This is a genomic window from Micromonospora sp. DT47 (assembly GCF_049844475.1).
Lineage (GTDB): Bacteria > Actinomycetota > Actinomycetes > Mycobacteriales > Micromonosporaceae > Micromonospora.
Genome location: NZ_JBNCLC010000019.1, coordinates 1 through 13,688, shown reverse-complemented (window position 1 = coordinate 13,688; position 13,688 = coordinate 1). Strand labels below are relative to the sequence as shown.

General features: G+C 72.8%; 11 protein-coding genes. 6 read left to right on the top strand and 5 right to left on the bottom strand.

The genetic code is table 11. The features are described 5' to 3' along the window. Nucleotides 1–57 precede the first annotated feature (57 nt). From ACLQ2U_RS24050 to ACLQ2U_RS24035, 4 genes are all read right to left on the bottom strand, one after another. A complete protein-coding gene (locus tag ACLQ2U_RS24050; RefSeq protein ID WP_425753012.1) occupies nt 58–678 on the bottom strand; it encodes a PadR family transcriptional regulator in 621 nt (206 codons plus the stop codon). Beyond that, a complete protein-coding gene (locus ACLQ2U_RS24045) occupies nt 675–1,511 on the bottom strand; it encodes a DUF4097 family beta strand repeat-containing protein (protein ID WP_425753011.1) in 837 nt (278 codons plus the stop codon). The genes ACLQ2U_RS24050 and ACLQ2U_RS24045 overlap by 4 nt, the downstream gene beginning before the upstream one ends. A gap of 104 nt (nt 1,512–1,615) precedes the next feature. Beyond that, a complete protein-coding gene (locus ACLQ2U_RS24040; RefSeq protein WP_425753010.1) occupies nt 1,616–2,533 on the bottom strand; it encodes a lysophospholipid acyltransferase family protein in 918 nt (305 codons plus the stop codon). After that, on the bottom strand, nt 2,530–3,309 hold the full coding sequence (locus tag ACLQ2U_RS24035) for a GNAT family N-acetyltransferase (RefSeq protein WP_425753009.1): 780 nt from the start codon (nt 3,307–3,309) through the stop codon (nt 2,530–2,532). Before ACLQ2U_RS24035 ends, ACLQ2U_RS24040 begins: the two co-directional genes overlap by 4 nt. 147 nt (nt 3,310–3,456) lie before the next feature. Here ACLQ2U_RS24035 and ACLQ2U_RS24030 point away from each other — a divergent pair, with 147 nt between their 5' ends. The 6 genes from ACLQ2U_RS24030 (at nt 3,457) to ACLQ2U_RS24005 (ending at nt 11,351) form a co-directional block, all read left to right on the top strand. Further along, nucleotides 3,457–4,128, top strand: coding sequence for a hypothetical protein (locus tag ACLQ2U_RS24030; protein WP_425753008.1), 672 nt, complete (start codon nt 3,457–3,459; stop codon nt 4,126–4,128). A 151-nt stretch (nt 4,129–4,279) separates the two neighbouring features. Next, on the top strand, nt 4,280–5,212 hold the full coding sequence (locus tag ACLQ2U_RS24025; protein WP_425753007.1) for an ABC transporter ATP-binding protein: 933 nt from the start codon (nt 4,280–4,282) through the stop codon (nt 5,210–5,212). Then, nucleotides 5,209–6,021: an ABC transporter permease gene (locus tag ACLQ2U_RS24020; protein ID WP_425753006.1), complete on the top strand. Its 813-nt coding sequence runs from the start codon at nt 5,209–5,211 to the stop codon at nt 6,019–6,021. Before ACLQ2U_RS24025 ends, ACLQ2U_RS24020 begins: the two co-directional genes overlap by 4 nt. A gap of 258 nt (nt 6,022–6,279) precedes the next feature. Next, complete coding sequence (locus tag ACLQ2U_RS24015; RefSeq protein WP_425753005.1) at nt 6,280–9,999, top strand: multifunctional oxoglutarate decarboxylase/oxoglutarate dehydrogenase thiamine pyrophosphate-binding subunit/dihydrolipoyllysine-residue succinyltransferase subunit; 3,720 nt, start codon at nt 6,280–6,282, stop codon at nt 9,997–9,999. Between the two features lie 91 nt (nt 10,000–10,090). Next, nucleotides 10,091–10,270, top strand: coding sequence for a DUF6104 family protein (locus ACLQ2U_RS24010; protein WP_425753004.1), 180 nt, complete (start codon nt 10,091–10,093; stop codon nt 10,268–10,270). Between the two features lie 43 nt (nt 10,271–10,313). After that, complete coding sequence (locus ACLQ2U_RS24005) at nt 10,314–11,351, top strand: glycoside hydrolase family 6 protein (RefSeq protein WP_425753003.1); 1,038 nt, start codon at nt 10,314–10,316, stop codon at nt 11,349–11,351. A gap of 42 nt (nt 11,352–11,393) precedes the next feature. On the opposite strand, the gene ACLQ2U_RS24000 is transcribed toward ACLQ2U_RS24005, so the two are convergent. Next, a complete protein-coding gene (locus ACLQ2U_RS24000; protein WP_425753002.1) occupies nt 11,394–13,589 on the bottom strand; it encodes a bifunctional polysaccharide deacetylase/glycosyltransferase family 2 protein in 2,196 nt (731 codons plus the stop codon). Nucleotides 13,590–13,688 lie beyond the last annotated feature (99 nt).

The window sequence follows — 13,688 nt, the reverse complement described above, 5'->3', positions numbered from 1 at the left end:
ATCCGTGACCTCGCTGCGCCGGCGCTGGACGATTCCTGGAAAAAGGCTGTGAGCTGCTCAGCGCAGCAGCCGGCGCAGCCCGTCCAGTGCGCCGTCGAGGACCCGGATGGCGGTCCGGAGCTGGTTGTCGCTGAGCCGGCCGGCCCGGACCAGGGCGCCGACCTCCACGGTGAACGCGGCGAGCCGCTGGTCGAACTCGGTCAGCAGGGGCGACCCGTTCGCGGTGGGCGCCGGACCGGGGCCGTGCGCCGGACCGGGGCCGGGGCGCTCGAAGCGGGTGTGCCGGGTCTGCCGGGCCGCGTCGCGCAGCTCCCGCTTGAGGTCGCGCACCGAGCCGCGTACCTCGGTCTGGATCTCGCCGGCCAGGGCGGAGAGGTCCTGCACCGAGGCGCTGATGTCGGACTCCAGGGTGGCCAGTTCGTCGGCCCGCTGCCGCAGCTCGGCCCGGCCCGCGTCGGTGATCTCGTAGACCTTGCGGCCGCCGGCGGCGGTGTGGGTGACCAGGCCCTCGACCTCCAGCCGCTGCAACCGGGGGTAGATGGTGCCGGCGCTGGGGGCGTACAGGCCGAGGAAGCGGTCCTCCAGCAGGCGGATCAGCTCGTACCCGTGCTTCGGGCCGTCGTCGAGCAGCTTGAGCAGGTAGAGCCGGAGCCGCCCGTGACTGAACACGGCGGTCACGGCAGCTCCTCCTGGTCGTCGTCCACCGGGCGGGCGAGCAGCGCGATGCTGCCCGACGTCGCGGACGCCCAGAGCCTACCTTCGCCGGCGCCGAGCACCCCCTCGCTGTCGTGCACCGCCCCGAGGCGGGTCCCGGAGCGCACCTGAGGGAAGCCGCTGGTGATCCGCCCGGACGCGGTGTGCAGCCGGACGGCGAGGTCGCTGTCCTCGCGTACCCGGACCGTGATGCCGCCGGAGATGGTGCTGAGCCGGATCTCGCTGCGCCGGGGGTTGTCGAAGTCGCAGGTGATGGCGCCGGAGATGGTGTGCGCGCGGACCGAGGCGGGCGCGCTGTCGGCGAGGATCACCTCACCGGAGACGGTCTCGAGGCTCAGCTCGCCGCCCACCCCGAGCGCCTCCACCGGGCCGGAGGTGATCTTGGCGGTGGTGCGGCCACGCAGTCCCATCAGGGTGATCTGGCCGGAGGTCACCTCCGCCCGGGTCTCCCCGCGCAGCCCGGAGGCGATCAGCGAGCCGTCGATCAGCCGGAGGGTGGCCAGCACGTCGACCGGGACCGCCACCGAGACGTCGACCCGGGGCCAGCGGGCCAACGGCCCGACCCACCGGAGCACCTCCGACCAGCGGAACTTCCGCTCCTGCCGGACGCTGAGCCGCCCGTCGCGGTGCTCGACCAGCAGCGGGCGGCGGTCTCCGCCGGCCCGGGTGACGTCGATCCGGGTCGGGCCGTCGGTGCCGACCACGTTGAGCCGGCCGCTGATCAGCCGCACGTCGAGCGTGGTGACCGGATCGTCCAGGGTGAACCGTTGCGGCTCGTCGATCGTCCAGGTGGTCATGGCGTCGCCTCCCTTCGCCTGCGGCGCGGCCGGGCGGCGCGCCTCACGAGGAAGTGTAACGCGATACATCGCGATAGAACAAGACTGTCGCGAGTGGTCTGGGATCAGGCGGCCAGATCGAGCTCCCGCTCGGCGACCGGCATCGGCAGGGGCGTCGGGACCGGCACCGGACGCACCGCGACCGGCGCGGAGGCCGGGGCGGGCACCAGGTGGATCGCCGACTCGGCGGCCCGGGCCAGCAGCCGCCGGTCCGCGTCCCGGGCCGGGTGCAGGGCCGCGGCGACCGAGACGGCCACCACCAGGTCGCGGGCGGCGAGCACCCGGCGTACCGACTGCCAGAGGTTCTCCTCGCCGAGGAAGGCGGCCGCTGCGGTCCACTCACCGGTGGCGGCGCAGCGGTAGCCGATCCGTACCGGCACCACCGGCGCCCCGGCGTCGATCGCCGCCTGGAAGGCCGCCGGCCGGAAGCCCCGGTCCGGCCGGCAGGCGGCCGACCGGGCGGCGCCGCACCAGGTCGTACCCTCCGGGAAGACCGCGACCGGGTCGCCCGCGCGCAGCGCGGCGGCGAGCCGCGCCACCGTCGCCGGCAGCTCCCGGGGCCGCGACCGGTCCACGAAGACCGCGCCGGCGATGCGGGCCAGCAACCCCACCAGCGGCCAGTCCCGGACCTCCCGCTTGGCCAGCATCCGGGCCGGGGCGACGGCCAGCACCGCGAGGATGTCCAGCCAGGAGACGTGGTTGGCGACCAGCAGCGCCCGCCGGCGGGGCAGCCGGCCGCGGATCTCCAGCCGTACCCCGAGGGCGCGCGCGGTCCCCCGCGCCCAGCCCCGCACCGCCGCCGCCCGCTGCGCCGGGGGCAGCACCGGCAGCAGCGCGGCCATCCCGGCCCCGGCCAGCAGCATCCCGAGTACGCCGACCAGCCGGGCCGCCCGGCACAGCGGCGGTACGGCCGGCACCTCGCCCGGCAGCGGCAGGCAGTCCGGCCCGCAGCCGGAGGAGGGCCGCCAGAGGTCGGCGCTCACTTCTCGCCCCCGCCCAGGAAGTGCCGCAGGTAGCGCGGGTTCATCCGGTCCAGGGAGAAGAGCACGTAGAAGTCGGCGCACCGGAAGTCCGAGTCGTACGCCGGCTCACCGGCGATCCAGGCGCCGAGCCGGAGGTAGCCGCGCAGCAGCGGCGGGACCATGGCCCGACCAGCGGCGCCGCCCCCCGCCCGGTCCGCCGGGAACGCGTCGGGCTCGGCGAACCAGGGACGCAGCGGGCGGACCCGCATCGGCGGCGGCGCCAGGTGCTTCGCGCGCACCTGGGCCCAGACCTCGGCGGCGGCCCGGCCCCCGTCGACGACCGGCACCGACGCGCAGCCGCCCAGCCAGCGCGAGCCCCGCAGATGCAGGTAGCGGGTGATGCCCGCCCACATCAGGTTGATCACCGCGCCGGAGCGGTGGTCGGGGTGGACGCACGAGCGGCCCGCCTCGACCAGCATGTCTCGGAGCGGGTCGAGCGCCGTCAGGTCGAACTCGCCCTCGGCGTACCGGCGGTCGGTCCGGCCCGGCGGCAGCAGCCGGTAGGTGCCGACCACCAGGCCGGTGCGCTCATCGCGGACGATCAGGTGGTCGCAGTGGGCGTCGAGCTCGTCGGCGTCCAGCCCGGCCTCGCCCGGGCGCAGCGTGGCGCCGAGTTCGGTGGCGAACACCTCGTGACGCAGGCGTTGCGCGGCCGCGACCTGGGTCGGGTCGTCGGCGATCAGAAGGGTGTATCCGCTGGTCGTGAGGGGTGCGCCAGCGGCGTGCAGAACGGCCATGGGACCTGTGTAGGGGCCCGGGGTTGCCGGCCAGCCCGGCCAGGGTGTCGATCCGGTGAACGGCGGTCGGCGGTCCGCCCCGAGTGGCGACGTGCGAGGCTGCCGGGCGGAACCGGCGACGGCGCCGGACGGCACGGAGGTACGTCGATGATCATCGAGTCCCGGTACAACGGACCGCCCGGATCGGGCAACGGCGGCTGGAGCGCCGGGGTGTTCGCCGGCGGGTACGGCGGCGACCGGCCGGTCGAGGTGACCCTGCGCCGGCCGCCACCGCTGGACACCCCGCTGACCGTGGCCGACGGCGACGTCCTCGACCCGGACGGGGAGCTGGTCGCGCGGGTCCAGCCGACCGACGAGCTCCCGACGGCGGTCGCCCCGGTCGACGCCGCGACGGCGTCGGCCGCCTCGGCGGCGTACCCCGGGCTGGTGGACCACCCCTTCCCCAACTGCTACGTCTGCGGCCCGGACCGCCCGGACGGGCTGCGGATCTTCCCCGGCCGGCTGCCGGACGGCCGGACCGCCGCGCCGTTCCGCGTCCCGGAGCGGGTGGCGCCGGCGACGGTCTGGGCGGCGCTGGACTGCCCCGGCGGCTGGGCGGTGATCGCCCCCGGCCGGCCGTACGTCCTCGGCCGGATCGCCGCCGTGGTGGACGCGCTGCCCGCCCCCGGCGACGCCTGCGTGGTGACCGGCGAGCTGGTCGAGGCGCAGGGCCGCAAGGCGCTGGTGCACACCAGCCTGTACGGCCCGACCGGCGCGCTGCTCGGGCGGGCCCGGGCCACCTGGATCGCGCTGCCGCCGGAGCCCGCGTCTCGTCCCTGAGGACGACCGCCTCCTGCCTGAGGTGGAGACCCGGTTGCCGATCACGGGCGATTGACCGGGTTGACCGGGCTTGCCAGGCTGTGCCACGGCGCTGTCCGCAACGGCGCCGCACAGCGCGGCGCGCGACGCGTCGCCGCACGGGAGGAGAGCGATGTCCGACGGGCAGTGGAGCCCCAGCACCGGCCAGATCGTCGTGTCCGGACTGACCAAGCAGTACAAGAACGTCCGGGCGGTGGACAACCTGTCCTTCACCGTCGAGCCCGGTCGGGTGACCGGCTTCCTCGGCCCTAACGGCGCCGGCAAGACGACCACCCTGCGCATGCTGCTCAACCTGGTGACCCCGACCAGCGGCGACGCGACCATCGGCGGGCGCCGGTACGCCGACCTCACCGACCCGCTGCGGCACGTCGGGGCGGTGCTGGAGGCGTCCAGCGCGCACAAGGGCCGTACCGGGCTCAACCACCTGCGGGTGATCTGCGCGGCCGCCGGCCTGCCGAAGGGGCGTGCCGACGAGGCGCTGGCCCTGGTCGGGCTGACCCCGGCGGCGAAGCGCAAGTTCAAGGGCTACTCGCTGGGCATGAAGCAGCGGCTCGGCATCGCCGCGGCGATGCTCGGTGACCCGCGGGTGCTGGTCCTCGACGAGCCGGCGAACGGGCTGGACCCGGAGGGCATCCGGTGGATGCGCGGGTTCCTCAAGAGCCTGGCCCAGGAGGGTCGGACGGTGCTGGTCTCCAGCCACCTGCTCTCCGAGATGCAGCTGCTCGCCGACGACGTGGTGATCATCGCGGCCGGCCAGCTGGTCCGGCAGGGTCCGGTGGAGCAGGTGATCGGCTCGATGGCCACCGGCGCCCGGGTGCGGGTGCGCACCCCGCAGGCCGAGGAGCTGACCAGCGCGCTCACGGCGCAGTCGGCCACCGTCACCCCGGACGGGCACGGCGCCCTGCTGGTCGACGGGGTGGACGCGCCGACCGTCGGCCGGGCCGCCCTGGCCGCCGGCGTGGAACTGCACGAACTCACCTCGGAACGACCCGACCTGGAACGGGTCTTCCTGGAGCTGACGGCCGGAAAGGCGGGCATCCGATGAACCTCGTCCGGTCCGAACTGCTCAAGATCCGTACGACCAGCACGTGGTGGCTGCTGGGTCTCGGGGCGTTCCTGTCGATCGTCCTGGCCTTCGCGCTCAACGCCTGGCTCGCCCACGTGGCTCTCGGCGGCAACGCGGAGGAATTCGGAGTCACCGCCGAGCAGGCGACCGCTCCCGCCCAGGCGGCCAACCTGTACACCTCGGGTCAGTACCTGGGGCTGCTCTTCGTGATGCTGATCGGCATCCTGATGGTCACCAACGAGTTCTTCCACCAGACGGCGACCACCACCTTCCTCACCACCCCGCGACGCACCTCGGTGATCCTGGCCAAGCTCGGCGCGGCCTCGCTGCTCGGCTTCGGCTTCTGGCTGGCCACCACGGTGATCGACCTGGTCGCCGGGGCGATCTTCCTGACCCTCGACGGGCACGGCACCCAGCTCGGCGAGTGGACCGTGCACCGGGCGCTGCTGCTCAACCTGCTGGCGTACGCGATCTGGACGATCCTCGGAGTGGGCATCGGCACGCTGATCCCCAACCAGCTCGGCGCGGTGATCACCGCCGCGGTGCTCTACCTCGTCGGCACCCAGGTGGTGCAGCTGCTGTTCTTCCTGCTCTCCGGCTGGCTGGACAGCGCGGCAGTGGTGAAGTGGCAGGTGGTCTGGCCAGCCGTGGCGTCCCAGGTGATGATCAGCGGCGCGGCCTCGGAGCTGACCCCCGACTGGTGGGTGGGCGCGCTGGTGCTGGTCGGGTACGCCCTGGCCAGCGGCGTCGCCGGCGTCCTGATCACCCGGCGGCGGGACATCTCCTGACCGGTGCGGCCCGGACGGCCCCGGCGCGACGGCTGACCGCCGCCGCACCGGGGCCGTTCCCGCCGTAACAGGAGTCGGCGGAACACGCCGGGTTTGCTGAACTTCTGGCATCTTCTGTGAAACGGACCACCCGTCGGAGGCGGAAATGCCGGGCGCATTCTCACGGCGTAGCCTGGGGACCGTCCCGTGCGCCCGTTTCCGGGTGCCGGTGGGTACCGCGTGACATACGAACCCGCGTGAAAGAGGCGATTACCGGCCGTGTCAACCCAGCAGACTTCGCAGGAGAACCCACTGGCGGGTTTCGGCCCGAACGAGTGGATCGTCGAGGAGATGTACCAGCGCTATCTCGCCGACCCCTCGAGCGTCGACTCGGCCTGGCACGACTTCTTCGCCGACTACCGGCCGGCGCCCGGTGCCGCCACCGCCCGCCCGGCCGAGGAGAAGGCCCCGCCGAAGCCGGCCGCGCCTGAGCCGTCCGGTCAGCAGGAGGCGGCCGCGACCGTGACCCAGCCGGCCGCGAAGGCCGCGCCGGCCAAGCCGGCCCCGGCCAAGGCCGCCCCGGCCAAGCCGGCCCCCGCCAAGGCCGCCCCGGCGAAGCCGGCGGCCAAGGCCCCGGCGGCCGGCGGCGCCGGCACCACCCCGCTGCGCGGCGTGGCCGCCAAGATCGTCCAGAACATGGACGCCTCGCTGGCCGTGCCGACCGCGACCAGCGTCCGCGCGGTCCCGGCCAAGCTCCTGGTGGACAACCGCATCGTGATCAACAACCACCTCGCCCGCGGGCGAGGTGGCAAGGTCAGCTTCACCCACCTCATCGGCTACGCGCTGGTCCGGGCGCTGGTCGAGCACCCGGAGATGAACAACTCCTTCGCCGAGGTCGACGGCAAGCCGGCCCTGGTCCGCCCGGAGCACGTCAACCTGGGCATCGCGATCGACCTGACCAAGCCGGACGGCTCCCGCAACCTGGTGGTGCCCTCCATCAAGGCCTGCGAGCAGATGGACTTCCGGCAGTTCTGGCAGGCGTACGAGGACGTGATCCGGCGCGCCCGCCGCAACGAGCTGACCATGGATGACTACTCCGGCACCACGATCTCGCTGACCAACCCGGGCGGCATCGGCACGGTGCACTCGATCCCGCGCCTGATGCAGGGGCAGAGCGCCATCATCGGCGTCGGCGCGATGGAGTACCCGGCGCCGTACCAGGGCATGAGCGAGGCCACCCTCGCCGAGCTGGCGGTCAGCAAGATCATCACGCTGACCAGCACGTACGACCACCGGATCATCCAGGGCGCGCAGTCCGGCGAGTTCCTCAAGGTGATGCACGAGCTGCTGCTCGGCGAGCGCGGCTTCTACGACCAGATCTTCACCTCGCTGCGGATCCCCTACGAGCCGGTCCGGTGGGTGCGGGACGTCGCGGTCGACTCCGAGGGTCAGATCAACAAGACCGCGCGGGTGCACGAGCTGATCCACGCGTACCGGGTGCGCGGCCACCTGATGGCCGACACCGACCCGCTCGAGTTCAAGATCCGCAAGCACCCGGACCTGGACGTCCTCCAGCACGGGCTGACCCTGTGGGACCTGGACCGGGTCTTCCCGGTCAACGGCTTCGCCGGCCGGCAGCGGATGAAGCTGCGGGAGATCCTCGGCGTGCTGCGCGACTCGTACTGCCGCCGGGTCGGCATCGAGTACATGCACATCCAGGACCCGGAGGAGCGGCGCTGGATCCAGGAGCGGATCGAGCGCAAGTACGAGAAGCCCGCCCCGGACGAGCAGAAGCACGTGCTCAACCGGCTCAACGCCGCCGAGGCGTTCGAGACCTTCCTGCAGACCAAGTACGTCGGCCAGAAGCGCTTCTCGCTGGAGGGCGGCGAGTCGCTGATCCCGCTGCTCGGCGAGGTGCTGGAGGCCTCCGCCGAGGGCGGGCTGGACGAGGTCGTCATCGGCATGGCCCACCGCGGCCGGCTCAACGTGCTGGCCAACATCGTCGGCAAGCCGTACGAGAAGATCTTCTCCGAGTTCGAGGGGCACCTGGACCCGCGCTCGACGCAGGGCTCCGGCGACGTGAAGTACCACCTCGGCCAGAACGGCAAGTTCACCACCCCGGACGGCGACCACGCGGTCAAGGTCTCGCTGGTGGCGAACCCGTCGCACCTGGAGGCCGTCGACCCGGTGCTGGAGGGCATCGTCCGGGCCAAGCAGGACCGGATCGACCTCAAGCTGGAGGGCTACACCGTGCTGCCGCTGGCGGTGCACGGTGACGCCGCCTTCGCCGGCCAGGGCGTGGTCGCCGAGACGCTCAACCTGTCCCAGCTGCGCGGCTACCGCACCGGCGGCACCGTGCACGTGGTGGTCAACAACCAGGTCGGCTTCACCACCGCCCCGGAGTACTCGCGCTCCAGCCTCTACAGCACCGACGTCGCCCGGATGATCCAGGCGCCGATCTTCCACGTCAACGGCGACGACCCCGAGGCCGTGGTCCGGGTCGCCCGGCTGGCCTTCGAGTACCGGCAGGCGTTCAACAAGGACGTCGTGATCGACATGGTCTGCTACCGCCGGCGCGGGCACAACGAGGGCGACGACCCGTCGATGTCCAACCCGCAGATGTACAAGATCATCGACTCGAAGCGGTCGGTCCGGAAGCTCTACACCGAGGAGCTCATCGGGCGGGGTGACATCACCGTGGAGGACGCGGAGGAACTGCTGCGCGACTACCAGTCGCAGCTGGAGCGGGTCTTCAAGGCCACCCGCGACGCCGCCACCACCCCGCGCCAGCTCAGCCGGCCGCCCCGTCAGGATGAGCCGGAGCCGCTCGTGGAGACCGCGACCGACGCCGCCGTGGTCAAGGCCGTCGGCGAGGCGCACGTCAACCTGCCGGAGGGCTTCACCCCGCACAAGCGGATCCAGCAGCTGCTCGATCGGCGGGCGAAGATGTCCGTCGAGGGCAACATCGACTGGGGCTACGGCGAGATCATCGCGTTCGGCGCGCTGCTGCACGACGGGGTCACCGTCCGGCTCGCCGGTCAGGACTCCCGCCGCGGCACGTTCGTCCAGCGGCACGCCTCGGTGGTGGACGCCAGGACCGGCGACGACTACCTGCCGCTGAAGACGCTCACCGGCGACGGCGAGCGGTCCCGGTTCTTCGTGCACGACTCGCTGCTCAGCGAGTACGCCGCGATGGGCTTCGAGTACGGCTACTCGGTGGAGAACGTCAACGCGCTGGTCTGCTGGGAGGCTCAGTTCGGTGACTTCGTCAGCGGCGCCCAGTCGGTGATCGACGAGTTCATCTCGTCCGGCGAGGTGAAGTGGGGCCAGCGCTCCGCGGTCACCCTGCTGCTGCCGCACGGCCACGAGGGCCAGGGCCCGGACCACACCTCCGGCCGCCCGGAGCGGTTCCTCCAGCTCTGCGCCGAGGACAACATGCGGGTGGCCATCCCGACCACCCCGGCGAGCTACTTCCACCTGCTGCGTCGTCAGGCCCTGTCGTCGAAGCGCAAGCCGCTGGTGGTGTTCACGCCGAAGTCGCTGCTGCGGCACAAGCTCTGCGTCTCCTCGGTCGAGGACTTCACCACCGGCACCTTCCAGCCGGTGCTGCGGGACACCGCCGCCGTGGCGCCGGAGCAGGTGAAGCGGGTGCTGCTCTGCTCGGGCAAGATCTACTACGACCTGTTCCAGGCCCGGGCCGAGCGGGGCGTCACCAACACCGCGATCATCCGGATGGAGCAGCTCTACCCGCTGCCGGTAGAGGAGATCCGGGCCGCACTGGCGCAGTACCCGAACGCCGAGGACTTCGCCTGGGTGCAGGAGGAGCCGGCCAACCAGGGCGCCTGGTCGTTCGTCGCGCTCAACCTGCTGGAGCACCTGACGGACGTCCGGCTGCGGCGGATCTCCCGCCCGGCCGCGGCGGCCCCGGCGGTCGGCTCGGCCAAGATGCACGAGGTCGAGCAGACCGCGCTGATCGAGGCGGCCCTCCCCCGCCCGTGACCTGACCGCACCGCCGAGGACCGGGGCAGAGACCGTCAGCACGACGGCTCTGCCCCGGTTCCGTCGGCGGCGACCTGACAAGGACGTACGGATGTACTTCACCGACCGTGGCATCGAGGAACTGGTCGAGCGCCGGGGCGACGAGCAGATCACCCTGGAGTGGCTCGGCGAGCGGCTCCGCGACTTCGTCGACCTGAACCCCGAGTTCGAGACCCCGATCGAGCGCTTCGCCACCTGGCTGGCCCGCCTCGACGACGAGGACGACGACTGAGCCGGCCGCTCCGACACCCCTCCTGCGAGAACGGACGTCCCTGTTGTTGCCGCATCTCACCCGGCCCGTACGCCGATCGGCCGTAGCGGCCGGCGCCGTCCTGGCGCTCCTGGTTGCCGGCTGCGGCGGCGAGCCCCCGCCGCGGCCGACGCCGGCGCAGGGCGGCGCCGACGCGTCCGCGCCGCCCCTGCCGCCCGTCTTCTACGTCGATCCGGCCAACCCGGCGGACGAACAGGCCACCCGCTGGGAGGCCGAGGGGCGGACCGCCGACGCCGCGGCGCTACGCCGGATCGGCAGCCGCCCGAGCGCGAAGTGGTTGACCGGGGGGCCGGTCGAAGTCCGCGACGAGGTGGCCGCGTTCCTGGACCAGGCGACCATCGCCGGTCAGATGCCGGTGCTCGTCGTGCACAACGTGCCGCAGCGCGACTGCGGGCGGCGCGGCACCGGCGGCGCCGAGAGCGCGGCGGACTACCAGCGCTGGATCCGGGACCTCGCCTCCGGTGTCGCCGGCCGGCCGGTCACCGTGGTCCTCGAACCCGGCGCGGTCCCGGACGCCGTCGAGGGCTGTGTCCGCGACGTCGACGGACGGCTCGCGCTGCTGCGCGACGCGGTCACCGTGCTCCGCAGCACCGGCAGCGCCCGGGTCTATCTCGACGCGGGACATCCCGCCTGGATCTCCGACGTCGCCCGGCTCGCGGCGGCCCTCGGTCGGGCCGGGATCGCGGACGCGGACGGCTTCGCGCTGAACGTGGCCAACTTCGTGCGTACGGAGGAGAACGTCCGCTACGGTCACCGGATCTCCGAGGCGCTCGGCGGGGACACGCGGTTCGTCATCGACACCAGCCGCAACGGCAACGGTCCGTACCGGGGCGCCACCGTGGGCGGGGCGCCGAGCTGGTGCAATCCGCCGGGCCGGGTCCTCGGCGAGGAGCCGACGGCCGACCCCGGCCACGCGCGGGTGGACGCCCTGCTCTGGATCAAGTACCCGGGCGAGTCCGACGGGGCCTGCCGCCCCGGGGAGCCGGAGAGCGGCGTCTGGTGGCCCGAGTACGCCCTCGACCTCGCCCGCCGCGCCGGCTGACCCGCTGACGCGCCGGGCGCGGACCGGTGAACCCGACGTCGGTCAGCTCGGGCCGCTCCGCGCGGCCGGTTGGAGACCGGTACGCCGCAGCTTCTGCCAGCCCAGCCGGCCGCCGGTCATGGCGGTGACCACCGACTGGATCATCACCAGGTACATCAGCTGCCGGTAGACGAACTGCTGGAGCGGGAGGACCCACAGCACACCCAGCTTCTCCCGGTCCAGCCGGAACGCCACTACTGCGGTCACCATCTGCACCGCCAGCATGGCCAGCCAGGCCACCGCCGTCGCGGTCCGGTCGAGAAAGAACAGGCCGTAGAGGGCCAGCAGGTCGATCACCGGCGCCAGCAGCGGCAGCAGCACCCCGAACAGACTCAGGAACAGCAGGCACCGGCGGGTGAACCTGCCGGAGGCGCCCCGGTCGAGCAGGGAGTGGCGGTGCTTCCACATCGCCTGCATGGTGCCGTAGCTCCACCGGTAGCGCTGCTTCCACAGCTGTCCCAGGGTGGCCGGCGCCTCGGTCCACGCCCGGGCCGTCTCCTCGTACACGACCTTCCAGCCGGCCCGGCCCAGGGCCATGGTGATGTCGGTGTCCTCGGCCAGGGTGTCGTCGGTCATCCCGCCGCCGTAGACCAGCGCCTGCCGCCGGAACCCGCCGATGGCCCCGGGCACCGTCGACATGCAGCGGAGGGTCTCGTAGAGGCGGCGGTCGAGGTTGAAGCCGATGACGTACTCGATGTGCTGCCACTTGGCGATCAGGCTGTCCCGGTTGCCCACCTTGACGTTGCCGGCGACGGCCCCCACCTGGGGGTCGGCGAACGGCTGGACCAGCCGCCGGACGGAGTCGCGCTCGATGACCGTGTCGCCGTCGACCATCACGATCAGCTCGTGGCGGGCCAGCGCCACGCCCGTGTTCAGGGCGCTCGGCTTGCCACCATTGGGCTTGCGGACCACCCGGACGTTCGGCAGGCCGAGCGCCTCGGCGATGTCGGCGGTCCCGTCGGTCGAGCCGTCGTCGACGACGATGACCTCGATCCCCCCGGGGTGATCGCCGGTGGCCAACGACCGGACCGCCGCGGCGATCCCCTCCTTCTCGTTGTACGCCGGGACGATCACCGACACGGGCTCGGTCACCGGTGGCCCCCACGCCCAGTCCGGGGAGCGACGGCGGCGGGCGTGCCGCCCGGCGAGCACGAACAGCAGGACGGTACGCCCGATGGTGAGCAGGCCGACGAGCACGAAGAGGGCCCCGAACACGGTCAGCGTGCGGTCGGAGCCCTGCACCGCCCAGACCAGCATCTGCCCCTGCCACCGGTTCGACCGCGAGGCGGCCGGGTTCCCGGTCACCCGGTGGTCGACCCCGGCGGCCGCCAGCGTCAGGTTCAGCCCCTCCGTCGTGGTGGTGAACCGGTAGCCCCGCTGCTTCATCAGCGGGATGAAGCGGTCCAGGGCGGCGACGGTCTGCGTCCGGTCACCGCCGGCGTCGTGCCAGAGGGTGATCGCGCCGGAGTAGCCGGTCGGCATGACGTTGGCGATCATCCGGTCCACCCCGGGCAGCGCCCAGTCCTGGCTGTCTGTGTCGTTGAGCACCGTGAGGTAGCCCAGCTCGCCGGCCTCGGTGACCAGCGGCCAGTCCCGGTCGTCGATCGCGTCGGCGTGCGAGGAGTACGGGGGTCGGATGAGCGAGGTCTGCACCCCCGCCGCGTTCGCGACCACCAGCTGGGTCTGGGCGTACTCCAGCCGTCGCCGCCAGCCGGGCAGGTTGGTCAGGTCCGGGTGGGTGAAGGTGTGCACGCCGATCTCGTGCCCGCCGGCCGCCATCTCCCGGACCAGCTCGGGATGCCGGGCGACCTGGGACCCGACCACGAAGAAGGTGGCCTTGACCTGGTGGGCGTCGAGGACCCGCAGCACCTCGCGGGTCCAGGTCGGATCGGGCCCGTCGTCGAACGTGAGCGCGATGGTCCGCGGTGGCAGCCGGTAGGAGCGGGTCTGCCCGGCGGCGGCGCTGATGATGGGACCGCCGTTGACCACCTCGGCGGGCACCCGGTCCTGACCGTCCTCGACCTGCTGGCGGTCCGGAACGAAGGCGGCGTTCGCGTACGCCCCGACGAGGAGCACACCGGCCAGGACGACGAGCAGGACGCCCAGCACGGTCCAGCTCGGCGGCGGCGCGACGCGTCGGCCCCGGCCCGCAGGCCGGGCCGTCACCCGGGGCTGACCGGTGGGAGAGGTGGTGGGCATCCGCTACGGGGCCGGTTCCCGGCTTAGAGGCCGCGCAAATAGGTCAGTGAGGATCGGGCGGGTAGGAGACGGGCACAGACATCAGTGATCATGGTTCCT